The 21,421-nt window shown below is 65.5% G+C and carries 19 protein-coding genes; 10 read left to right on the top strand and 9 right to left on the bottom strand.

Annotated elements, in window-relative coordinates; genetic code table 11:
- The first annotated feature begins 45 nt into the window (after nucleotides 1-45).
- Nucleotides 46-912 (top strand): DUF3280 domain-containing protein, encoded by an 867-nt coding sequence (locus tag AB7245_RS26740; RefSeq protein ID WP_085405506.1) that lies wholly within the window; start codon nucleotides 46-48, stop codon nucleotides 910-912.
- A 14-nt stretch (nucleotides 913-926) separates the two neighbouring features.
- Here AB7245_RS26740 and AB7245_RS26735 read toward each other — a convergent pair whose 3' ends face one another.
- Genes AB7245_RS26735 through AB7245_RS26725 form a run of 3 tightly spaced genes read right to left on the bottom strand, consistent with a single transcriptional unit; the run spans nucleotide 927 to nucleotide 3,963 of the window.
- The gene (locus tag AB7245_RS26735; protein ID WP_085405507.1) at nucleotides 927-1,958 is read right to left on the bottom strand and encodes an L-idonate 5-dehydrogenase; all 1,032 of its coding nucleotides are present in this window, start codon (nucleotides 1,956-1,958) and stop codon (nucleotides 927-929) included.
- Between the two features lie 25 nt (nucleotides 1,959-1,983).
- Complete coding sequence (locus AB7245_RS26730; RefSeq protein ID WP_063982668.1) at nucleotides 1,984-2,751, bottom strand: SDR family oxidoreductase; 768 nt, start codon at nucleotides 2,749-2,751, stop codon at nucleotides 1,984-1,986.
- Between the two features lie 12 nt (nucleotides 2,752-2,763).
- Entirely contained in the window at nucleotides 2,764-3,963 is a 1,200-nt protein-coding gene (locus AB7245_RS26725) for a mandelate racemase/muconate lactonizing enzyme family protein (protein ID WP_085405508.1), read from the bottom strand.
- A gap of 174 nt (nucleotides 3,964-4,137) precedes the next feature.
- Here AB7245_RS26725 and AB7245_RS26720 point away from each other — a divergent pair, with 174 nt between their 5' ends.
- Nucleotides 4,138-4,905 (top strand): GntR family transcriptional regulator, encoded by a 768-nt coding sequence (locus AB7245_RS26720; protein ID WP_028152288.1) that lies wholly within the window; start codon nucleotides 4,138-4,140, stop codon nucleotides 4,903-4,905.
- A 25-nt stretch (nucleotides 4,906-4,930) separates the two neighbouring features.
- Complete coding sequence (locus AB7245_RS26715) at nucleotides 4,931-6,295, top strand: MFS transporter (protein WP_063982669.1); 1,365 nt, start codon at nucleotides 4,931-4,933, stop codon at nucleotides 6,293-6,295.
- A gap of 46 nt (nucleotides 6,296-6,341) precedes the next feature.
- Here the strand turns inward: AB7245_RS26715 and AB7245_RS26710 are convergent, their stop codons facing one another.
- From AB7245_RS26710 to AB7245_RS26690, 5 genes are all read right to left on the bottom strand, one after another.
- Nucleotides 6,342-6,575 (bottom strand): hypothetical protein, encoded by a 234-nt coding sequence (locus AB7245_RS26710; RefSeq protein ID WP_063982670.1) that lies wholly within the window; start codon nucleotides 6,573-6,575, stop codon nucleotides 6,342-6,344.
- A gap of 97 nt (nucleotides 6,576-6,672) precedes the next feature.
- Nucleotides 6,673-7,923: an arsenic transporter gene (locus AB7245_RS26705; protein ID WP_439035073.1), complete on the bottom strand. Its 1,251-nt coding sequence runs from the start codon at nucleotides 7,921-7,923 to the stop codon at nucleotides 6,673-6,675.
- A 25-nt stretch (nucleotides 7,924-7,948) separates the two neighbouring features.
- Nucleotides 7,949-9,235: an MFS transporter gene (locus AB7245_RS26700; RefSeq protein WP_085405511.1), complete on the bottom strand. Its 1,287-nt coding sequence runs from the start codon at nucleotides 9,233-9,235 to the stop codon at nucleotides 7,949-7,951.
- Nucleotides 9,236-9,303: 68 nt separating this feature from the next.
- Nucleotides 9,304-9,744: an EamA family transporter gene (locus AB7245_RS26695; RefSeq protein ID WP_085405512.1), complete on the bottom strand. Its 441-nt coding sequence runs from the start codon at nucleotides 9,742-9,744 to the stop codon at nucleotides 9,304-9,306.
- A gap of 10 nt (nucleotides 9,745-9,754) precedes the next feature.
- Entirely contained in the window at nucleotides 9,755-12,232 is a 2,478-nt protein-coding gene (locus AB7245_RS26690; RefSeq protein WP_085405513.1) for a hybrid sensor histidine kinase/response regulator, read from the bottom strand.
- 213 nt (nucleotides 12,233-12,445) lie between these two features.
- On the opposite strand from AB7245_RS26690, the gene AB7245_RS26685 reads away from it, so the two are divergent.
- The 4 genes from AB7245_RS26685 (at nucleotide 12,446) to AB7245_RS26670 (ending at nucleotide 17,027) form a co-directional block, all read left to right on the top strand.
- On the top strand, nucleotides 12,446-13,516 hold the full coding sequence (locus AB7245_RS26685; protein ID WP_085405514.1) for a zinc-binding metallopeptidase family protein: 1,071 nt from the start codon (nucleotides 12,446-12,448) through the stop codon (nucleotides 13,514-13,516).
- Between the two features lie 175 nt (nucleotides 13,517-13,691).
- Complete coding sequence (locus AB7245_RS26680) at nucleotides 13,692-15,707, top strand: acetyl-CoA carboxylase biotin carboxylase subunit (protein WP_085405515.1); 2,016 nt, start codon at nucleotides 13,692-13,694, stop codon at nucleotides 15,705-15,707.
- 157 nt (nucleotides 15,708-15,864) lie between these two features.
- A complete protein-coding gene (locus AB7245_RS26675) occupies nucleotides 15,865-16,731 on the top strand; it encodes an isocitrate lyase/PEP mutase family protein (protein ID WP_085405516.1) in 867 nt (288 codons plus the stop codon).
- Nucleotides 16,728-17,027: an acylphosphatase gene (locus tag AB7245_RS26670; RefSeq protein ID WP_014494616.1), complete on the top strand. Its 300-nt coding sequence runs from the start codon at nucleotides 16,728-16,730 to the stop codon at nucleotides 17,025-17,027. The genes AB7245_RS26675 and AB7245_RS26670 overlap by 4 nt, the downstream gene beginning before the upstream one ends.
- Before the next feature lie 44 nt (nucleotides 17,028-17,071).
- Here the strand turns inward: AB7245_RS26670 and AB7245_RS26665 are convergent, their stop codons facing one another.
- On the bottom strand, nucleotides 17,072-18,592 hold the full coding sequence (locus AB7245_RS26665) for a PAS domain-containing sensor histidine kinase (protein ID WP_085405517.1): 1,521 nt from the start codon (nucleotides 18,590-18,592) through the stop codon (nucleotides 17,072-17,074).
- Between the two features lie 151 nt (nucleotides 18,593-18,743).
- Between AB7245_RS26665 and AB7245_RS26660 the strand changes: the two genes are divergently transcribed.
- From AB7245_RS26660 to AB7245_RS26650, 3 genes are read left to right on the top strand one after another with little or no spacing between them, the layout of a single operon-like run.
- Nucleotides 18,744-19,301 (top strand): GbsR/MarR family transcriptional regulator, encoded by a 558-nt coding sequence (locus AB7245_RS26660; protein WP_071912979.1) that lies wholly within the window; start codon nucleotides 18,744-18,746, stop codon nucleotides 19,299-19,301.
- A gap of 16 nt (nucleotides 19,302-19,317) precedes the next feature.
- Nucleotides 19,318-19,983 (top strand): DUF4166 domain-containing protein, encoded by a 666-nt coding sequence (locus AB7245_RS26655; RefSeq protein ID WP_085405518.1) that lies wholly within the window; start codon nucleotides 19,318-19,320, stop codon nucleotides 19,981-19,983.
- Nucleotides 19,980-21,416: a TIGR01777 family oxidoreductase gene (locus tag AB7245_RS26650; protein WP_085405519.1), complete on the top strand. Its 1,437-nt coding sequence runs from the start codon at nucleotides 19,980-19,982 to the stop codon at nucleotides 21,414-21,416. The genes AB7245_RS26655 and AB7245_RS26650 overlap by 4 nt, the downstream gene beginning before the upstream one ends.
- The last annotated feature ends 5 nt before the right edge of the window (nucleotides 21,417-21,421 follow it).

Below are 21,421 nucleotides of genomic sequence, written 5' to 3'. Positions count from 1 at the left end.
GGTTGCCGTCCAGATTGCGCCGCCGCTCCATCACACGAGGCCCGCATGCGCCGTATCAGCTTGATCCTCTCTGCTTTCCTCCTCTTCGTCCTCCCGGCGGTCTCTTCGCCTGCCGGTGCCGAGGATGCCATCGGCGTTGCCATGGACGATTTCAGCTACACCGATACGTCGGCCGAGCCGGCCAACCAGACCGCCGCCCACGAGCGGCGGCTGTCGGCGTTCATGGCCGCGCTCAGGCGGGATATCAGTGCGGACGGCCGTTACCGGCCGGTGCCGTCTGCCCAGGACGGCGCGGCATTCAAGGTCATCGGCGGCATCCAGAAGACCAGCACGCTGGTGCAATGGGCCAAGGTCGCCGTCATCGACGTCGGCGCCAAGAAGCTCGTGATGGACAAGCTCTACACCTTCCGCGGCGACAATGATGAATCATGGGAGCGTGCCGAGATCTTCGTGTCTCGCGAGGTCGTGGCCGCGCTCGCCACGCCCGCGCCGGTCGCGCTGGCCGTGTTCGATTTCGAGCTCGAGGATACGACCGCCGCCTCGGCGGGCACTTCGGCCGCGTCGGATGCGTCATATCTGGCCGAGGTCACCGGCAGCGTGCGCGAGGCGCTGGGCCAATCCGGCCGTTACCGCATCGTTGATGCCGGCGGCGAGGCGGTCAAGGCGCGCGCCTTGCGGGATTGCGGTGGCTGCGAGGCGGCGATCGCGCAAAAGCTCGGCGCGGATCAGTCGCTGATCGGCGTGGTCCGGCGGGTCAGCCGCACCGAATACACACTGGGCTTCCAGGTCCGCGACGCCAGGACCGGTGCGGTACTGTCGCGTGGCGACAGCGGCCTGCGCATGGGCGCGGACTATTCGTGGAAACGGGGCGCGGTCAGGCTGGTCAGCGATAAGCTGATCGAGAGCCAGTAACCGCGATACTCGCCCTAGAACGTCAGCTGCACCTTCATCGACCGCGAGCGGTCGCTGGCGAGCTCGAACGCGGCGACCGCGTTCTCGAACGGCATGGTGGCCGTGATCAGCGGTTTCACGTCGATCAGCCCTTCGCCCATCAGCCGCACCGCGAGCTCGAATTCGGGGTCGAAGCGGAAGGTGCCGCGGAGCTGCAATTCCTTGGCGACGATGGAGTTGATCGGCAGCGTCATCTCGCCGCCGAGACCGAGCTGCACCAGCGTCGCGCCGGGCCGAAGCACGTCGAGCGCGGTGCGAAGCGCGGCCTGGTTGCCGGAGGCCTCGAACAGGGTGTCGAACACGCCCTTGCCGGCGCGCCAGGGATCGAGCGCTGTGGCATCGGCCGCGACATTGATGGCGTGGGTGGCGCCGAGCTTTCTCGCGACCGCGAGCGGTGCGTCGGCGACATCGGTCACCACGATCTCGGACGCGCCGCCGAAGCGCGAGACGAGGATCATCAGCGCACCGATCGGCCCGCAACCCGTGATCAGCACGCGCTTGCCGAGGAGGGGGCCGGCCTGCTTGCCGGCATGCAGGCACACTGCGAGCGGCTCGGCCACCGCAGCTTCCGCCAGCGACAGCTTGTCAGCAATCGGCACGGCTTGCGTGGCATCGACCGTGATGAACTCGCGAAAGCCGCCTTGCACGTGGGGGAAGCGCATCGCGCTGCCGAGGAAGCGCATGTCGAGGCACTGGTTGCGCATGCCTTCCTGGCAATGCAGGCACTGGCCGCACGGTCTGCTCGGATTGACGGCGACGCGCGTGCCCGGCTTCACATTGGTGACGCCGTCACCGACGGCCGCGACCACGCCCGCGATCTCGTGGCCCAGCGCCATCGGCTGCTGGATGCGCACGACGCCGAAACCGCCGTGATGGTAGTAGTGCAGATCGGAGCCGCAGATGCCGCCGTTCGCAATCTTGACGCGGACTTCGCCCGGGGCGGGGGCTGGATCGGGATAGCTGTCGATCCGCAGGTCTTTCGGGGCGTGGATGACGACGGCGCGCATGGTCTCGTTCCCTTGGCTTTCGCGATTACATCGCGGCGATCATGCCGCCATCGACATAGATGATCTGTCCGTTGACGTAGGTCGAAGCGTCCGACGCCAGGAAGATCGCCGCGCCCACCAACTCGTCCGGCCTGCCCCAGCGCTTGGAGGGGATGCGACCCATCAGCCAGTTGTTGAAGTCGGTGTTGTTGACCAGCGCCTCGTTCATGTCGGTGAGCATGTAGCCGGGGCCGATCGCATTGGCCTGGATGCCGTGCTGGGCCCATTCCACCGCCATCGAGCGGGTCAGGTTCTTGATGCCGCCCTTGGCCGCGGTGTAGGGCGCGATGGTGGGACGCGCGAGCTCGCTGCCGAGCGAGCCGATATTGATGATCTTGCCGTGCTTGCGCGGGATCATGCGCTTGCCGGCCTCGCGGCCGATCACGAAGGCGCTGGTGAGGTCAGTCTCGATCACCTTGCGCCATTCGTCGGTGGTGAACTCGACCAGCGGCTTGCGGTGCTGGATGCCGGCATTGTTCACGAGAATGTCGACCGCGAGCCCTTCGCGGTCGAAGCGCTCGAAGGCCGCGACGATCGCGGGCTCATCGGTGACGTTGAACGCGGCGCCCTCGGCCTGATGACCGGCGGCGCGAAACTCGGCGACGGCCTGCTCGACGCGCTTGGGGTCGACGCCGTTGATGATGATCTTGGCGCCGGCCTTGGCCATGCCCTCGGCAATGGCGCGGCCGAGCCCGCGGGAGGAGCCGGTCACGAGCGCGGTGCGGCCGGAAAGGTCGAAGAGGGCGGTGCTCATCTCAAGAAATCCTCAGACGTTGGAGCGACGCACGGTCAGATCGGAGCGGTCAAATACGGCGGGCAGAAGGTCGACGCCGAGGCCGGGTCCTTCCATCGGATAGACAAAGCCGTCCTTGATCGTGGGCATCGTGGTGACGAGCTCATTGTACCAGCCGTTGTAGAAGGCGCGCACCGATTCCTGGATCAGCGTGTTGGGCTGGCTGAACGACATGTGGATGGCGGCGATGAAGCCGATCGGGCCGATGCAGTCATGCGGCGCAAACGGGCGGTGATAGGTCTCGGCCATCGCCGCGATCTTGCGACCCTCGGTGAGGCCACCGGTCCAGCACAGGTCTGCCATCACCACATGCATGGCGTCGCGGTCGAGCATGTCCTTGTAGGGAAAGCGCGAGCCCAGCGTCTCGCTGGCGCAGACCCAGACATCGGTCGAGCGGGCATATTCGGCCAGCGCCTGCGGTGAGTTCATCCGGATCGGGTCTTCGTACCAGGTCGGCTTGTAGGGCTCGAGCGCACGTGCGATCTGCTTGGCGGTCGGCAGGTTCCAGAGTGAGTGGAGTTCGACCATGATCTCCATCTTGTCGCCGACGGCCTTGCGGATCTTCTCGAACGGTTCGATCGCCCGCTTCATCTGGGCTGCGGTGATGTAGAGGCCCTTGTTCTCCTGTGCGGCCGGGTCGAACGGCCAGATCTTCATGGCGGAGATGCCGCTCTCCAGCAGGCTTTCGGCCAGTGCATCGGCGTGGTGCATGAAGCCGTCGAGGTCTTCGTAGGGGCCTTTGGAGGCGCCGAGATTCCAGTTGGCGACGGGGCTGATATTGGTGGAGCGGACATATTGGGTGCCGGCGCAGGTGTTGTAGATGCGCTGCTTGTCGCGGCAGAGGCCGCCGAGCATCTGGTGTACAGGCTGATTGCAGACCTTGCCGAACAGATCCCATAGCGCGATGTCGATTGCGGAGGCCGCGCGGTATTCGACGCCGGTCGAGGATTGCGCCATCGGCAGGTTCAGCATGTCGCGATGGATCGCCTCGATATGCAGCGGATTGCGGCCAAGCAGGCGGCCGGCAAAGGTGTCGTGGATCTGCGCTTCGACCGCGCCCGCGCCATAGAAGGTTTCGCCGAGACCGATCATGCCCGTGTCGGTGTGAACGCGTACCCAGATGACGTTCGAAAATTCCTCGGTGCGCAGCGTCTCGATTGACGTGATCTTCACGGCAACAATCCTCCCATCACAGGCGCCTCGCACCTGACGTCTCATTTCGCGCTGCAACATGTTGCAGATCGCGCGAACGTCTTACGCCTGCTTGTAATATATCACAACATGTTTTAAGGGTCCCACAACTAAGGCGCCACCCAGCAATGAGAGCGCGGCTGACAGGAGGACGACATGGCACGGCGCAAGCGCGCGCTCGAGGTGGTGAGAAACGAGGACGACGGCGAGGGCAAGCCCTCCCGCCGCAACCGGCTCAACTTCTTCGAGCTGGCTTACCAGAGGATCGAAGAGCTGCTCGTCCACTGCGAGCTTAAGCCCGGACAATTCATGACGATGCTGGAATTGCAGCACATCACCGGCTTCGGGCGCACACCGGTGCATCACGCCGTGAATCGCCTCTCCGCTGACACGCTCATCATCATCCGTCCGCGCCACGGCCTGCACATCGCGCCGATCGATCTTGCGCGCGAGCGGATGCTGCTGGCCTTGCGCCGCGACATGGAGCGCTTCGTCGTGCGGCTCGCGGCGGATCGCGCCAGCCTGTCGCATCGCAATCAGGCGCTGCACATCGAGCGTCTGCTGCGCGAACGCCGCGCCACCCTGACCCTCGACGAATTCAACAGCATCGATCGCCGCATCGACGCGCTGGTGCTGGAAGCCGCCGGCGAGCCCTTCCTGGTGCACACGCTGCGGCCGTTGCACACGCTGTACCGCCGCATCGGCTACATCCACCATCGCTTCATGCCGGGGCAGGCCGAACTGTCAGGCACGATCGATCGCCACCTCGCCATTCTCGTTGCGGTCGCCGGCCGCCACGTCGAGGACGCGGTGAAGGCGAGCGATGCGTTGATCGACTACATGGACCACATGTTCACGGGCATGGAGGCGGGGATCGATCCGCGCCTGCTCGATTGCAGCATCGAGCCGCTGCTCGGCACGTAAGAAAGTTTTGAAGAGAGGACCAAAGATGTTAACGACGGCGATGCCACAACCGACCGCGAGCGAAGCCGCGGTCCGTTACCTCATCACGAACTACAGTCCCAAGGGCAACAAGGTCGGCTGGCTGATGATGGCCTCGATCCTGGTCGAAGCCTGGGATCTCTATTCGATCGCCTTCGTGCTGATCTTCATCAAGGAACAGTACAATCCCGATCCGCTGATGCTGGGTCTTGCCGCCGCCGGCACGCAGGGCGGCGCCCTGATCGGCGCGCTGCTCGGCGGCTGGCTCTCCGACAAGATCGGCCGCCGCGTCATGTTCCTGGTGACGATGGTGCTGTTCATCGTGCTCGCGCTGGCGCAGGCCTTCGTGCCGAACGTGACCTGGCTCATCGTGATCCGCTTCCTGCTCGGCATTCCGCTTGGCTCGGATATTTCGACCGGCTACACCTACATCATGGAATCCATGGCCAAGGGTGAGCGCGAGGTCATGGGCAATCGCTGGCAATTCATGTTCGCCGTCGGTGAAGTTCTCACCATCGGTGTTATCGTGATCTTCCTGCTGATCGACATGCAGCACGAGATGCTGTGGCGCGTGACGCTCGGTCTCGGCGCGGTGCCGGCGCTGATCATCCTGATCATGCGTCACGACGTGCCGGAGACGGCGGTGTGGCTGGTGCAGAAGGGACGTTACCGCGAGGCCAAGAAGGTCGCGCGCGAGATGTTCAACGACAATCTCGACATGTTGCCGGACCAGGACGTGAAGGTGCCGAAGGTCAGCACACGTGCCTTCATCGCCGACCTCAGGAAGGACCCGATCCGCTGGCGCGCCACGATCTACGGCTGGATCGCCTGTTTCGCGCAAGGCAGCGAGTTCTCGACCTTCGCATTCTATCTGCCGGTGCTGTTCGTGATGGTTGGCGTGTCGAGCGTGCTCGGCATCAATCTGGTGACGATGGCGCTGTTTTCCTTCGCGGCTCTGTCCGGCTGGGTCGGTCCGCTGCTGACGCCGAAGATCGGCCACCGCGGCATCTCGATCGCCGGCTTCAGCATCGTGCTGGCTTCGCTGCTGGTCGCTGCCTTCGCGCTCTACACCGACAACAAGATACTGCTGCCGTTCGCGGCGGCCGCCATGTTGTGGGGCCACTACTGGGACGCGTCGAACTGCATGACGATCCCGACCATGGTTGCGAAGCCCAAGTATCGCGGCACGGCCAGCGGCTTCGCCTACATGTTCGTGAAGTTGCCGTCGTTCCTGGCGATCTTCCTGTTCCCGACGGTGTTCGCGGCGATCGGCCAGGCGAATGCCACGCTGATGGTCGCGATCTTCCCGCTGATCGGATTGCTCGCCGCAATCTTCATCCTGCCGGAAGTCTACGGCTACGAGAACGACTAACGCGTTGCCCGGTCGCGGCCTTGTGGCCGCGATCGGGCTTTTCCCGCTACGGGCTCAGGAAGACGGGATTGATCCCGGACCCATGGCCGAGCAGGCCGATCGCCTGAAGCTGGGCGCTGTGGAGGTCGATCTCCACGATCGCGAACAGGGTCAGCAGCACCACGACCGAGACGACGAGCAGGGGGTGATATGTCCCGCCACCTTGTTCCGGCGCGGTGAAGCTCCGAAACGACCGACGCAGGGAAAAACTCTGCGGCAATGCCTTTGACTGAATCTGCATGATGGACCTCCGTGCCGCGCCGTATGAGACTGCGCGACGCGAAGAAGCATAGGTCCGGCTTTGGCGGCGACATTGATGCGCCGCAAATTGCGCGCGATTACCAGATCGCAGCCGCAAGCGCTGCGATCAAGGCGGGTGGCGTCACCAGCAGGCCCAGCTTGAGGAACGGCCAGGCGCCGACCTCGATTTTTTCGCGGCGGAGCGCAACCAGCCACAGGATGGTCGCGAGCGAACCGGTGATCGAGAAATTCGGTCCCAGGTCGACGCCGATCAGGATGGCGCTGACGACCGAGGTGGGCAGGTGATCGGCGGCCACGATCGACCCGGCGACGAGGCCGACCGGCAGGTTATTGGCAATATTGGTGGCGATGGCGGTGGCGATCCCAACGCGCCAGCCGGCCCCGGGTACGGACTGCGCGACGGCCTCGTGCAGAAGTGCGCTGAGATGGCCGATCACGCCAGTCTTCACCAGTGTTTCCACCATCACGAAAAGCCCGCCGACCAGCGGCAGCACGCTCCAGGACACGTGCCTCAGCACCGGCATGGGCGACTGACGGCTGAGCAGCAGGACGAGGCCGGTCGTCACGGCGCCGCAGATGAAGGTCGGCAGGCCAAGCTGCTTGTCGAGCGCGGAGGCCGTGATCAGCATCACGCCGATCGCAGCAATGCCGATCGCGGTCAGCTTGCCGCCACGGCTGAGCACCTTGTGCGGCACGCGGCGCTCGATGATCTCCTGTTTCAGCGCGCGATGCTGGGTGATGCGCAGTACGACATAGGTCAGCACGATCGAGGCGAGCGAGGGCAGGGCGAACTGACGCAGCCATTCGGTCAGATGCGGCATGTGCGAGCCGAACACCACGAGATTGGCGGGGTTCGAGATCGGCAGCACGAAACTTGCGGCGTTCGCGATGAAGGCGCACACGAAGAGATAGGGCAGCGGCTTGGCGCCGGCCGCGCGCGTCGCAGCGTAGACGGCGGGTGTCAGCACGATCGCGGTGGCGTCGTTGGAGAGCAGCACGGTGACGACGGTGCCGACGAGATAGATCAGCAGAAACAGCCGCTGAGGTGAGCCGGCTGCATATTCGACCGCGAGGGCGGCGAGATAGTCGAACAGGCCTTCGAGCCGGGCGAGCTCGGCGATCAGCATCATGCCGATCAGGAAGAGATAGACGTCGACGCCTTTCTCGATGCCCGTGAGCGCGTCCTGCCACGGCAGGAGGCCGAGCAGCACCAGGGCGCCGGCGCCGATCACGGCCCAGATCGCCTCGGGCAGGCGGAAAGGCCGGATGATGACGCCTGCGGTCGCGGCGACGATAATGCTCCAAGCCCAGATGGCGTCAGACGGCACGTTCAGTCCTTGAGGTTGGGTCGGTTCATTCGGCAGCGATAACCGATGCTGGAGCCGCTGTCTTCCCCTGTGCCTGCAAGGTGCCACGCCGGGTCTCGGGCAAAGCGAGGAGGCAGACGATGGCGCCGATCGCGGCGACCGCGCCAAGCGTGATGAACGCCGCGCTGTAGCCGGCACCGACCACGACGAGGCCCGCAAGCGTCGTCGACAGCGCCGCGCCGATGCTCTGGGCGGTGATGATGGCGCCCTGCGCGACGTTGAAGCGGCCGGTGTTGCGCATGAGGTCGGCGACGATGACGGGGAAGATCGCGCCAAAGATGCCGGCGCCGATGCCGTCCAGAAGCTGCACGCCGACCAGCCAGAACGGATTGTCGGAGAGCGTATAGAGTGCGCCGCGAATGGGCAGGATCAACAATGCGGCGAGGAAGAAGCGCTTGTGGCCCCAGCGGTCGGCCTTCGCGCCAACCAGCATCGCGAACGGCACCATCACTATTTGCGCTGCGACGATGCAGGCCGACATCAGGCTGGTGCCCATGTTCTTGTCCTGCAGCGCGAGTTTCTGCCCGACCAGCGGCAGCATGGCCGCATTGGACAGGTGAAACAGCACGACGCAGACCGCGAAGACGAGGAGGGGGCGGCAGGTCAGGAGCACCGCGAAACCCGAGGGCTGTTCCGACCGGTCACTGGTATCGGCGTCGTGCAGCCCGCGGGCGAGGTCGTGGTCAATGGCGCGAGCGGGGATCGCGAGAATGCTCACGAGGCTTGCGACCGCCATGGCAGCGAGAAGGTAGAACACGACGGTCGGACCGAACCAATAGGCGGAAAGTCCCGCCAGCCCGGCGGCGACTGCATTGCCGGCGTGATTAAAGGTCTCGTTGCGGCCGATCCGCCGGGTGAAGGCGGCGTGGCCAAAGATGCCGAGCGAGACGGCGGCGATCGCCGGCGGAAAGATCACTGCGGCGGCCTGTGCGATGCCCTGCGAGACCGCGACCGGCAGGAAGGCGGGAAACAGCGGCAGCGACAGCGATGCCAGCGTCACCATGATGGCGGCGATGACCATCGCCAGCCGCTTCGCCCGCGTCGCATCGACCAGCGCGCCAGCCGGCGTCTGCGCCACGATGCCGGCAATGGTTGCGATCGACATCACGAGGCCGATGCGCGCCTCGTCCCAGTGCTGCTCGGTGAGGAGATAGACGGCGAGATAGGGCCCAAGCCCGTCGCGGACGTCGGCGAGGAAGAAGTTGGCCGCATCCAGCGCGCGGCCGGCGCGTCTCGTCTGGTCGGTGGGGTGATGGGAGGCTTGGCTCGACATCGGTCTCTCGATCGAGGCTGGGAAGCGACCAGCCAGAAACCGATCTCACGCCACCTTTGTTCCGCCCTTCAAAACTTCACGGCCAGCAGCACCGCGCCGGCGCCGATCATGGCGATGCCGAGCCAGCCCTGTCCAGTTGGCCGCTCGCCGAGAAAGGCGAAGGCGAAAAGGGCCACCAGCACGACGCTGAGCTTGTCGATCGGCGCCACCAGCGTCGCCGGGCCAAGCTTCAGCGCACGGAAATAGCACAGCCAGGACGCGCCGGTCGCAAGCCCGGACAACACCAGGAACAACCAGGTCTTCGACGAGACCGCCGACGGCACCGCGAATTGTCCGGTGAAGAACAGCAGCACCGAGAAGGCGAGCAGCACCACGATCGTGCGGATGAACGTCGCCAGATCCGGATTGATGTTCTCGACGCCGACCTTGGCGAAGATCGCGGTGAGCGCCGCAAAGCAGGCCGAGAGCAGCGCCCAGGTCTGCCAGGCTGAGAAGAGGGCGGGTTTCATCGATTATTACTCACCTTGCCGCCGCCAACTTCTCCGTGATCGCCTTGCGCAAAATGCGCGACAGCGATTCCACCGAATACGGCTTCTGGATCAACTCGAACCCGCGATGCGCGTTCTCGGCGAGGACGTTGCTGTAGCCGCTGGTGAGCACGACGGGCAGGCCCGGATAGCGCTCGCGGATGACGCCGGCGAGCTCGACCCCGTTCATGCCGGGCATGATGACGTCGGAAAAGACGAGGTCGACGGCGAATTCGTTCTCGCCGAGAATGCCGAGCGCCGCATTGGCGTTGGCGACCCGGCGGACGACATAGCCGAGATCTTCCAGCAGCTCGGTCGAGAACTGGCCGACGTCGTCATTGTCCTCGACAACGAGCACGCGATAGCCGCGCCCGGTGGTGGCGGCTTCGCTGGTCAGTGCCGCAGCGTCCTTCTCCGCGGCTGGACTGTGCGCCTGCGGCAGGTAGATGGTGAAGGTCGCGCCTTCGCCGTGCGTGCTCGTCACCGCGATGTCGCCCTCGGACTGCTTTGCGAAGCCGAAGGCCTGGCTGAGGCCGAGGCCGGTGCCCTTGCCGACCTCCTTGGTGGTGAAGAACGGCTCGAAGATGGCGTCGATGTTTTCAGGCGCGATGCCGCTGCCGGTGTCCGCGACCGAGATCGCGACATAGTCGCCGCCGCGCGCCGACTGCGCACGCAGGCTCGGGATGCCCGCGACCTTGCGCACGGCGATGGTGAGGCGGCCTTCGCCATCCATGGCGTCGCGGGCGTTGATGGCGAGGTTGATCAGCGCGGTCTCGAACTGCGCGATGTCGGCCACCGTGAAGCAGTCGGCATCGTTCACCTCGACGGCGATCGCGATGCGGCCGCCGACCAGTGGCCGGACCAGTTGCGCCACGGCCTCGACCTGGCTGCCGACGTTGAAGATCTGCGGCTTCAGCGGCTGCCTGCGCGCAAAGGCCAAAAGCTGCGCGGTGAGCTTGGAGGCGCGCTCCACCGTGTCGGAGATGGCGTCGACATAGCGGCGGCGGCGTTCTTCCGGCAGCTCGCGGCGGCGCAGGAAGTCGGTCGCGGAGCGGATGATGGTGAGGAGGTTGTTGAAGTCGTGGGCGACGCCGCCGGTGAGCTGGCCGATCGCCTCCATCTTCTGCGACTGCCGCAGCGCTTCCTCGCCGCGGCGGCGCTCGGTGATGTCGACGGCCTCGGGCACCGCACCGGTGATGTTGCCGTGGCGGTCGAGCACGGGACGCATGCCGAAGTCGAAATCGCGCTCCCCGATGGGCAGGCGCAGGCGCATCTCCAGCCGCACCGCTTCGCCTTTGAGCACAGTATCGAAGGCCTCGCGCACGACGGCGCTCATGCCCTGGGTCTGGTTGAACCAGGGCGTGTCCCAGAACGGTTTGCCGATGACGTCGCGGGCCTCCACGCGAATGCCATCGAGCGCAGTCCGGTTCGCGTAGAGCAGCTCGCCCCTGAGATTGACCAGCCCCTGATACTGGTTGCTTGTCTCCAGGATCGCGCGCAGCCGCGCCTCGTTGGATTCGAGCTCGGCGGTGCGCTCGGTGATGCGCTCCTCCAGGGTCTCGTTGAGTCGCCTCAGCTCAATCTCGGCCTGCTTGGCGGCGGTGATGTCGTGGGCGACGCCGATGAAGCCGATGTGCTTGCCGGTCGGGTCCCAGCGCGGCTGCGATTCCGAGCGCAGCCACCGCCATTCACCGCTGGCGTTCTTGTAGCGCGCTTCCAGCACGAACGGCTTCAGCGACGCTTCGCCCTGGACCGATTGCTGCAGCACATGCGGCAGGTCGTCCGGATGCAATATCTTGCGCCAGTCGAAATCGATGGCTTGGTCGTAAGGCAGGCCGACGAAGTCGACATAGGCCTGGTTGGCGAAGGAGCGCGTGCGGTCGAGCTTCGTGACCCAGATCGGCACCGGCGCGCTGTCGGCGATCAGCCGGAAGCGCTCCTCGCTCTCGCGCAGCGTCTCGCGCGCGAGTGCCTGGGCGGTGATGTCGATATGGGCGCCGACGAGGCGAATGGCGCGGCCGTCGCTGTCGCGCTCGAACTTGGCGACGACGCGGATCCAGCGGGTCTCGCCGTCGTTGGGGCGGATGATGCGGTATTCGGCGGTGTAGTCTTCGTTCGTCCCGGCCAGCGCATCGAGGAAGTGCTTGACCGCGGCGTCGCGATCCTCGGGATGGATGCGGTTGACCCAATCCTCATGCGACTCGTCGGTGGCATCCGCCGGCAGCCCGTGGAGCATCAGATATTCCGGCGAGCGGCGGTTCTTGAAGCCTTCGCGGAAGTCGACCTCGAGGCCACCGACCTTGCCGATGCGCTGGATACGCGCCAGCTCTGCCTCGCGCTCCTGGAGCGCGTGATAGGCGTTGTCGCGCTCGCGCGCGATCTCTTCGAGGTGCTGGCGCAGCCTTTCGGCGGCGGTGGTATCGGGCAAGGGATCGTTCAAGGTGTCGGCCGTTGTGATGCAAGAGCGCACGTGCCGGGCCGATATTCCCACAGACAAAGCGTGATAGCCATTACTCAAAAGGGGATAAGGACGGAAAGGCGCCACCGATCGCAGGGGCGGGTATGAACGAACGCCCGGTCTGGCTATTTGTTCCCGAATGTTGGAACCATGAGCCCCCGTGCGCGTATTTGCGAGGCGTCGCAACTCTTAATCATAAAACTCCCTTCCCGAAGAGGCTAAACCTTGAAGCTCTTTGTCTGCCAGGACTGCGGCAACGTCCTCTATTTCGAGAACCGCGCCTGCGAACGCTGCGGCCACCGCGTCGCGTTCCTGCCGGAGAAGGAGACGATGTCGGCGATCGAGCCCGACGGCGGGGCCTGGATGACGCTCGCCGGCAAGGGCAAGGGGCGGATGCTCTGCCGCAACGCCGAGTACGACGCGTGCAACTGGCTGACGGATGCGGGCGACACCACCGGCTATTGCCGCGCCTGCCGCCACAACGGCATCGTGCCCGATCTGTCCGATCCGGTTCAGCTCGCCGGCTGGCGCGAATTGGAGGTGGCGAAGCACCGGCTGTTCTATTCCCTGATCCGCTGGAAGCTGCCGCTCCAGATGCGGCAGGAAAATCCCGAACATGGGCTGATCTTCAATTTCCTCGCGGACGATCCGAACAGCGGGCAGAGGATCATGACCGGCCACGATAACGGCCTGATCACGATCGCTCTGACAGAGACCGACGAGATCGAGCGCGAGCGGCGCAGGCTCGAGATGGGCGAGCCCTACCGCACGCTGCTCGGGCATTTCCGCCACGAGGTCGGCCATTACTTCTGGGACGTGCTGGTGCGCGTGGGCGGCAGACTGGAGGAATGCCGCGCCGTGTTCGGCGACGATTCCGCCGATTACGGCCAGGCCTTGCAGCTCCATTATGCCGAAGGTGCGCCGCCGGACTGGCAGCAGACCTACGTCTCGGCCTACGCCACCACGCATCCCTGGGAGGATTTCGCCGAGACCTGGGCGCACTACCTCCACATCGTCGATACCCTGGAGATGGCCTCCGAGTTCGGCATGGAGGTGCGCCCCAGGGTCGATCGCGACGGGGAGTTGACGGCGCGCATCCGTTTCAACCCCTATGAGACGAGGGACGTCGAGGCGCTCGTCAATGCATGGCTGCCCTTCACCTTCGCCATCAACAGCGTCAACCGCGCCATGGGGCTGCGCGATCTCTATCCGTTCATCCTGTCGCCGGCGGTGGTCGGCAAGCTGGGCTTCATTCACGGCTTGGTCAGGGACGTGGCCAAGGCCGCGAAGCCGTAGGTGAGCTCAGGGGCTCACCAAGCCCATTTCGGTCTTGCGCTGGTACGCCAGAGGGCGCGGATTTAGACCGTTGCCTCCGGCCGATTTTGATGTACCACGGGGGTCACACGGCCCGTCCCCGCAGGCCCCAACGGCCAGGGAAGGGTCCCGCCCAAGGTCGAGACTCAAGAAAAGCATGTTCAAACGCATTCTGATCGCCAATCGCGGCGAAATCGCCTGCCGGGTCATCAAGACCGCTCGCCGCATGGGAATTCAGACGGTTGCGGTCTATTCCGAGGCCGACCGCGATGCCCTCCATGTCGAGATGGCCGACGAGGCCGTGCTGATCGGCCCGCCCGCAGCCGCCGAGAGCTATCTGGTGATCGAGAAGATCGTGGAGGCCTGCCGCAAGACGGGCGCCGAGGCCGTGCATCCCGGCTACGGCTTCCTGTCCGAGCGCGAGGCGTTTCCGCGCGCGCTGGAGGCCGCCGGCATCGTCTTCATCGGCCCGAACCCGGGCGCGATCGCCGCGATGGGCGACAAGATCGAATCCAAGAAGGCCGCCGCGAAGGCCAAGGTCTCGACCGTGCCGGGCTATCTCGGCGTCATCGAGGACGACAAGCACGCGGTGAAGATCGCCGACGAGATCGGCTATCCCGTGATGATCAAGGCCTCCGCCGGCGGTGGCGGCAAGGGCATGCGCATCGCGCATTCGAAGAGCGAGGTTGCCGAGGGCTTCAACCTTGCCAAGGCCGAGGCGAAAGCCTCGTTCGGCGACGACCGCGTCTTCGTCGAAAAATTCATCGTCGATCCCCGCCACATCGAGATCCAGGTGCTGGGCGACAAGCACGGCAACGTCATCTATCTCGGCGAGCGCGAATGCTCGATCCAGCGCCGCAACCAGAAGGTCATCGAGGAGGCGCCGTCGCCGCTGCTCGATGAGGCCACCCGCCGCAAGATGGGCGAGCAGGCCGTCGCGCTGGCCAAAGCGGTGAATTACGACTCCGCCGGCACCGTCGAATTCGTCGCAGGGCAGGACAAGAGCTTTTTCTTCCTGGAGATGAACACGCGCCTTCAGGTCGAGCATCCCGTCACCGAGCTCGTCACCGGCATCGACCTCGTCGAGCAGATGCTCCGCGTCGCCGCCGGCGAGAAGCTCGCGATCAGCCAGAAGGACGTTACGCTCACCGGCTGGGCGGTGGAATCCCGCCTCTACGCCGAGGACCCGTTCCGCAACTTCCTGCCCTCGATCGGGCGCCTCGTGAAGTATCGCCCGCCGGCCGAAGCCAGCCAGGACGGCATCACGGTGCGCAACGACACCGGCGTGCAGGAGGGCGGTGAGATATCGATCTATTACGATCCGATGATCGCCAAGCTCGTCACGCATGCGCCGTCGCGCGCGGCCGCGATCGAGGCGCAGGCCACCGCGCTGGATTCGTTCTATGTCGAGGGGATCAGGCACAACATCCCGTTCCTGTCGGCGCTGATGCACCATCCGCGCTGGCGTGAGGGACGGCTCTCGACCGGTTTCATCGCCGAGGAATTCCCCAAGGGCTTTGCCGTGCGCGTGCCCGAAGGCGAGGTCGCGCGGCGGATCGCGGCGGTCGGCGCCGCCATCGACCACGTGCTCGGCGAGCGCAAGCGGCAGATCTCGGGCCAGATGGGCGGCCGCATCGTGCAGCGCGAGCGTCGCCGCGCGGTCTGGCTCGACCGCCAGGAGATTCTGCTCGAGGTCGGACGCGAGGGCGATGCGATCGCGATCCGGTTCGTCGATGCTGAAGGCAGGGCCGGCAACGCGCATCTGCTGCAGTCGCCCTGGAAGCCGGGCGATCCGGTCTGGCAGGGCACCATCGACGGCCATTTCGTCGCGGTGCAGGCGCGCCCGATCGCCAACGGCATCCGCCTTGCGCATCAGGGCGTCGAGGTGCCGGTCTATGTCTGGACCGAGGCGGAAGCAGCCTCGGCACGGCTGATGCCGGTGACCACGGCCTCCGACACCGGCAAGAAGCTGCTCTGTCCGATGCCCGGCCTTGTGGTCTCGATCGCGGTGACCGAAGGGCAGGAGATCAAGGCCGGCGAGACGCTCGCGGTGATCGAAGCCATGAAGATGCAGAATGTGCTCCGCGCCGAGCAGGACGGCACGGTGAAGAAGATCCACGCCAGCGCGGGCGCGACGCTCGCGGTGGACGCGCTGATTCTGGAGTTTGCGTAAAGCAAGTGAGTGGGGCCCTCACTGGCCCCACCAACACCGTCATTGCGAGCGCAGCGAAGCAATCCAGACTGCCTCTGCGGAAAGATTCTGGATTGCTTCGCTGCGCTCGCAATGACGGAGTATGTTGCGGCTGCGTCGCAACAGTTGAGAGGGCACCATGGCCTTTCGTTCCCGCCGCGACAAACTGCGTTCGATCCTGACCGGCTCGGCCTGCGTTCATCCGGGCTCGGTCTATGACGCGATCTCCATCCGCATCGCCGAGGATCTCGGCTTTCCACTCGGTATGTTCGGTGGCTCGGTGGCTTCGCTCGCGGTGCTCGGCGACCCCGATGTCACGCTGATCACACTCACCGAGCTTGCCGAGCAGATGCGGCGGATGTCGCGCGCGGCGACGCTGCCGGTGCTGGTCGATGCCGATCACGGCTATGGCAATGCGCTCAACGTGCGCCGCACGGTGCAGGAGCTGGAGACCGCGGGCGCCGCCGGCCTCACCATCGAGGACACGCTATTGCCGGCCGCCTTTGGCGAGGCCAAGACACAGCTGATCTCGCTGGAAGAAGGCGTCGGCAAGATGAAGGCGGCGCTGGATGGCCGCAGCGATCCCTCGCTCGTCATCATGGGCCGCACGGGAGCTGCCTCGGTCACCTCGATCGAGGATGCGATCCGCCGCGCCAGGGCCTATGAGGCGACCGGCGTCGACGCGCTGTTCTTCACCGGCGTCAAGTCGCGCGCTGAGCTCGAAGCCATCGTAGCCGCGACGCATCTCCCCATCGTGCTCGGCGGCGCGCCGGACGAGTTGAACGCGATTGACTATCTCGCCAGCCAGCGCGTCCGCATCGCGCTTCAGGGCCACGCGCCGATCGCGGCTGCCATGCAGGCCGTCTACGAGACGCAGAAAGCGTTGCGCGAGGGCACGCCGCCGAAGAACCTCAAGGGCCTCCCATCGCCGGACCTGACCAGCCGCGTCATGCGCGAGGCCGACGTCAAGGCGCGCAGCGCCGATCTTCTCGGGCTGAAGAAATGAGCCGGGCGATCCTCCAGGTCATGATCCGCGGCCGCGTGCAGGGCGTCGGCTACAGGGCCTGGGTCGAGTACCAGGCGACAACAAGTGGCCTCGAAGGCTGGGTTCGCAACCGCCGCGACGGCAGCGTGGAAGCACTGTTCGCAGGCACACCGAAGCATGTCGCCGACATGGTCGCGCTGTGCCGCCACGGCCCGCCGTCATCGCGTGTGGATAGCGTGACGAGCGAGACGGCCGGTGCCGATGAGTTGAACCTGCGGAGGGCAGGGGAAGCGTTTTCGGTATTGCCGACGGTGTAGGTCTTCTCCCTCTCCCCGGTTGCAGGGAGCGGCGAAGAAGAGCCTCACCTTGGCAGCTTCGAGATCGCCTCGCTCAGCTCGTGAATCTCGTAGGGCTTGCGTAGGATCGGGAAGTCGCCGCGGACATCGGCGGCGGCTTCGCTGTAGCCGGTGGCGAGCAGGATCGGCAGGCCAGGGTGGATCTGGCGCAGATGATGGGCGAGGCCGAGCCCGTCCATCTTGCCGGGCATCACGATGTCGGTGAACACGAAGTCGACGCCGTTCTTCTCGAGCTCGCGCAAGGCGGACTCGGCGTCGGCAACCCGGTGCACGCGATAGCCGAGCTGCTCCAGCAATCCGATGCTGACGAGCGCGACGTCGGGATTGTCCTCGACCAGCAGCACGGTGCCGCTACCGGGAACCGGCACTGCTTCAGGGATATCGATTGGTGCGGTCGCGGTTTCGCGCGGCAGCAGGATGGTGAAGGTCGTGCCCTTGCCGAGCTCGCTTGCGACCCTGACCGTGCCGCCCGCCTGATGAGCGAAGCCGTGCACCTGCGACAGGCCGAGGCCGGTGCCTTTTCCGACGGGTTTGGTCGTGAAGAAAGGCTCGAAGATCTTGTCGACGACGTCGGAGGGGATGCCAAGCCCGGTATCGGCGACGGTGATGGCGACGTACTCGCCGCTGTGGAGCGGATCGTTCAGGACGACGTTGCGTGCGCCGACCGTCACCGTACCGCCGTCGGGCATGGCATCGCGAGCGTTGATGACGAGGTTGAGCAGCCCTGTCTCGAGCTCGGCAACATCAGCCTTGACCGACCAGACCTCGCGGTCGATGTCGAAGGCGAGACGAACGGCGCTCCCGACGCCGGCGTGAAGCACTTCGCGGATCGCCTCGATGCGGTCGCCGAAGCGGATCGCCTGGGGATTGACGCTCTGCCGCCGCGCGAAGGTCAGGAGCTGGCCGGTCAGCGCGGCGCCGCGCTTGGTCGCGGTCTCGATCGCGGACATCGCACGCTGAATCTTGGCCTCGTCCTCATCGCGCTTCTTGAGGATGTGAAGGCTGCCGCTGATGATCATCAGGAGGTTGTTGAAGTCGTGCGCGACGCCGCCGGTGAGCTGTCCGAGCGCATCGAACTTCTGCGACTCGGCAAGCTGCCTCTGCATCGCTTCGAGCTTGAGCTGCGAATTGCGCCGCTCGGTGATGTCGCGGGTGATCTTGGCGAAGCCGACCAGGCTGCCGTGCTCGTAGATCGGATCGATGATGACGCTCGCCCAGAAGAAGGTGCCATCCTTACGAACGCGCCAGCCTTCCTCCTCGTAGCGGCCATGGTCCCGCGCGATGCCGAGGGCACGCGCGGGCTTGCCGTTGGCGCGGTCGGTCTCGGTGTAGAAGCGCGAGAAATGCTGGCCGACGATCTCTTCGGGCGAATAGCCCTTGATCCGCTCGCCGCCGATGTTCCAGCTCGTGATGATCCCGGTGGGATCGAGCATGTAGAGCGCGTAGTCCGCGACTCCTTCCACCAACAGCCGAAAACTGCGCTCGCTTTCGAACAAGTCTCTCTGTTGACTGGACTTTGTCGTCATTCTCAACCCGCCTGGAACCGGGGCAAACGCCCCGAAGGGCGTTTGGTTCCCGTTCTCTGGGCCGTTTTTAGGCAAATACGACGGACGGTATACAGGACGCAAGCCGCCGAGCGCTCTTGACAATCAGTCGCGCTCGTCAGATATTTCTGTCATGACAGAAATAACCGGAAAGAAGAAACTGCCCACCGCCGTCGAGCGCTTCATCCTGCATTGGGGCGACATGGGGGACGGGTGGGGCGTCAACCGCTCGGTCAGCCAGATCCACGGGCTGCTTTATCTCGCCGAGGCGCCGATGACGGCCGAGGACATCGCCGACACGCTCGGCATGGCGCGCTCCAACGTCTCCAACTCGCTGAAGGAGCTGCTCGCCTGGAATCTGATCCGGCGGGTGCCGATCCTCGGCGACCGCCGCGACCATTACGAGGCCGAGACGGACATCTGGGAGGTCGCCGCGAGAATCGCGGCGCGGCGCAAGGAGCGGGAGCTCGATCCGGCGATCACGGCGCTCCGGGCCTGCGTGTCCGATGCGGCCGACGATCCCACCATCAATCCGGTCGCAGCCAAACGGCTGAAGGAGATGCTCGCCTTCACCGAGCTCGCCGACCACTGGTTCATGCAGATGCTGAAGGTGCCGCGACCGCGGCTGGTCGCCTTGATGCGGCTTGGCGAGAAGATCGCCAACCTGCTGCCGCTGGGCAAGGCCAAATAGCGTTGAGGAGGGTGCGATGACGTCGGCTCGATTATCAGGCTCCAGCGCATCTCCCTCAGCTCACGTCAAACTACTCGACGACCGCCGCTTCCGCGCGTTGCTGTCGGACGAGGATTGGGGCCGCCTGCCGCTCGCGACCTGGCGGCGCTTCTCCAAGCGCGTCGCGGACGGCGACAGCGTCGTCTATGTCGGCGTGGTCGACGAGGTCTCCTTCAGCGAGATCGGCTGGTGGTTCGCGCAAGCCGCCCGCCTGATCGGCGGACCGCTGCCAACCGGCCGCGACACCGGCGTCCCCATGATCGTCACCGTCACCGAGGACGGCGCGACCGGCGGCCAGACCTGGACCCGCATCTGCGCGCGCAAGCGCGGCTTTCCGCAGGTGATCCATTCCGCCAAGCGTTTCGCCGGTCCGACCGGGCTCGAGGAATATGTCGGCTTCGGCGTCTCGATGGCGCTCCGCATCGCGGTCGAGGGACAGGCGCTGACCTTCCGTAGTGCCGGTTACGGACTCCAGCTCGGACGCTTGTGGATCCCGCTGCCGCAATGGCTCACGCCCGGCGATCTCACGGTGACGCACAGCGATCTCGGCGAGGGCGCCTTTCGTTTCACCCTCGATGTCACTCACCCGCGTTACGGCGCGCTGATCCACCAGTCCGCCGTGTTCAGGGAGGCCGTATCATGACGCCGCTGTTGTGGACCCTCATCGCCATCCAGATCGTGATGGGCGTGTTCGACACCTTCTATCACCACGAATTCACCGAGCGCCTGGCGTGGCGCCCGTCGCAGCGTTTCGAGCTGAAGCTGCACGGCATCCGCAACATGCTCTATGCGCTGCTGTTCCTGCTGCTCGGCTGGTTGGAGGTTTACGGCGTGCTGGCGATCCTGATCGTGGCAGTCCTGGTCGCCGAGATCGTCATTACGCTGATGGATTTCGTCGAGGAGGATCTGAGCCGCAAACTGCCGCCGAGCGAGCGGATTAACCACACGCTGCTCGCGATCAACTATGGCGCCATCCTGGTGCTGCTGCTGCCGGTGCTGATCGAATGGGCGATGCAGCCGTTCGGCGTGATTGTCGTGTATCAGGGCCTGCTCAGCATCGCCGCCACTGCCTGCGCAGTCGGTGCAGCGCTCTGCGGCGTCAGGGATTTTGCGGCGATGCGCCGGCTCGGCCGCATGCGAAGCGTGCCCGCGCACGGGCTCGTCGAGAAGCTCCCCGGCCGCAAGACCGTGCTGATCACTGGCGCCACCGGCTTTATCGGCAGTCGCCTTGCCGCGAGCCTCAGCGGGGCTGGGCACGACGTCATCGCGCTGATCCGCAACCCCGCGAAGGCCGAGATGCTGCCGCCGCCGGTCACGCTGATCACCAGCCTTGATCAGCTCGCCGCGGACACGCCAATCGACGCCATCGTCAACCTTGCCGGCGAGCCGATCGGCAATGGCCTCTGGACCGAGGCCAAGCGCGCGAAGATTCTTGGCTCCCGCATCGACATGACCGGCGAGGTCGTAAGGCTGATCGCGCGGCTCGAGCGTAAGCCCGATGTGCTCGTCAGCGGCTCCGCGATCGGCTGGTACGGCCTGTGGGCCGATCAGGTGCTGACGGAATCGGCGAAGTCACATGCGTGCTTCAGCCACGAGCTGTGCGCGGCCTGGGAGAAGGCGGCGCGGCCGGCCGAGGAGCTCGGCGTCCGCGTGGTCTGTTTGCGCATCGGCCTCGTGCTGGGCACCGAAGGCGGCTTCATCACGCGCATGCTGACGCCGTTCGAGTTCGGCCTCGGCGGTCCGCTCGGCACCGGGCGGCAGTGGATGTCCTGGATCGAGCGCGACGATCTGATCCGGCTGATTGCCTATGTGATGGCGACGCCTGATCTCACTGGGCCCGTCAACGCCACCGCGCCGATCCCGGTCACCAACGCAAAGTTCACCGAAGAGCTCGGCCGCCGTCTGCACCGGCCCGCGGTGTTTCGTATCCCCGGCGGCCTGTTGCGCCGGATCGGCGGCGGCTTTGCCGACGAGCTTCTGCTCGGCGGCCAGCGCGTGCTGCCGAACAAGGCGCTGAGCCGCGGCTTTGTCTTTCGGCACGAAACGCTGCGCAGCGCGTTCGAGGCGATCCTGTGAGGTGA

The organism is Bradyrhizobium sp. 604_D8_N2_3 (assembly GCF_051810765.1).
GTDB classification, from domain to species: Bacteria; Pseudomonadota; Alphaproteobacteria; order Rhizobiales; family Xanthobacteraceae; genus Bradyrhizobium; species Bradyrhizobium barranii.
The sequence above is the reverse complement of the archived record's forward strand: the minus strand, read 5'-3'. Positions and strand labels throughout refer to the sequence as shown.

Excerpts from the sequence above, each read along its gene's own strand:
- AB7245_RS26655 (WP_085405518.1), top strand. The coding sequence starts at position 19,318 with ATGACGTCGGCTCGATTATCAGGCTCCAGCGCATCTCCCTCAGCTCAC.
- AB7245_RS26660 (WP_071912979.1), top strand. The coding sequence starts at position 18,744 with ATGACAGAAATAACCGGAAAGAAGAAACTGCCCACCGCCGTCGAGCGC.
- AB7245_RS26735 (WP_085405507.1), bottom strand. The coding sequence starts at position 1,958 with ATGCGCGCCGTCGTCATCCACGCCCCGAAAGACCTGCGGATCGACAGC.
- AB7245_RS26710 (WP_063982670.1), bottom strand. The coding sequence starts at position 6,575 with ATGCAGATTCAGTCAAAGGCATTGCCGCAGAGTTTTTCCCTGCGTCGG.
- AB7245_RS26650 (WP_085405519.1), top strand. The coding sequence starts at position 19,980 with ATGACGCCGCTGTTGTGGACCCTCATCGCCATCCAGATCGTGATGGGC.
- AB7245_RS26680 (WP_085405515.1), top strand. The coding sequence starts at position 13,692 with ATGTTCAAACGCATTCTGATCGCCAATCGCGGCGAAATCGCCTGCCGG.
- AB7245_RS26695 (WP_085405512.1), bottom strand. The coding sequence starts at position 9,744 with ATGAAACCCGCCCTCTTCTCAGCCTGGCAGACCTGGGCGCTGCTCTCG.
- AB7245_RS26740 (WP_085405506.1), top strand. The coding sequence starts at position 46 with ATGCGCCGTATCAGCTTGATCCTCTCTGCTTTCCTCCTCTTCGTCCTC.
- AB7245_RS26715 (WP_063982669.1), top strand. The coding sequence starts at position 4,931 with ATGTTAACGACGGCGATGCCACAACCGACCGCGAGCGAAGCCGCGGTC.
- AB7245_RS26670 (WP_014494616.1), top strand. The coding sequence starts at position 16,728 with ATGAGCCGGGCGATCCTCCAGGTCATGATCCGCGGCCGCGTGCAGGGC.
- AB7245_RS26730 (WP_063982668.1), bottom strand. The coding sequence starts at position 2,751 with ATGAGCACCGCCCTCTTCGACCTTTCCGGCCGCACCGCGCTCGTGACC.
- AB7245_RS26700 (WP_085405511.1), bottom strand. The coding sequence starts at position 9,235 with ATGTCGAGCCAAGCCTCCCATCACCCCACCGACCAGACGAGACGCGCC.
- AB7245_RS26675 (WP_085405516.1), top strand. The coding sequence starts at position 15,865 with ATGGCCTTTCGTTCCCGCCGCGACAAACTGCGTTCGATCCTGACCGGC.
- AB7245_RS26720 (WP_028152288.1), top strand. The coding sequence starts at position 4,138 with ATGGCACGGCGCAAGCGCGCGCTCGAGGTGGTGAGAAACGAGGACGAC.
- AB7245_RS26665 (WP_085405517.1), bottom strand. The coding sequence starts at position 18,592 with ATGACGACAAAGTCCAGTCAACAGAGAGACTTGTTCGAAAGCGAGCGC.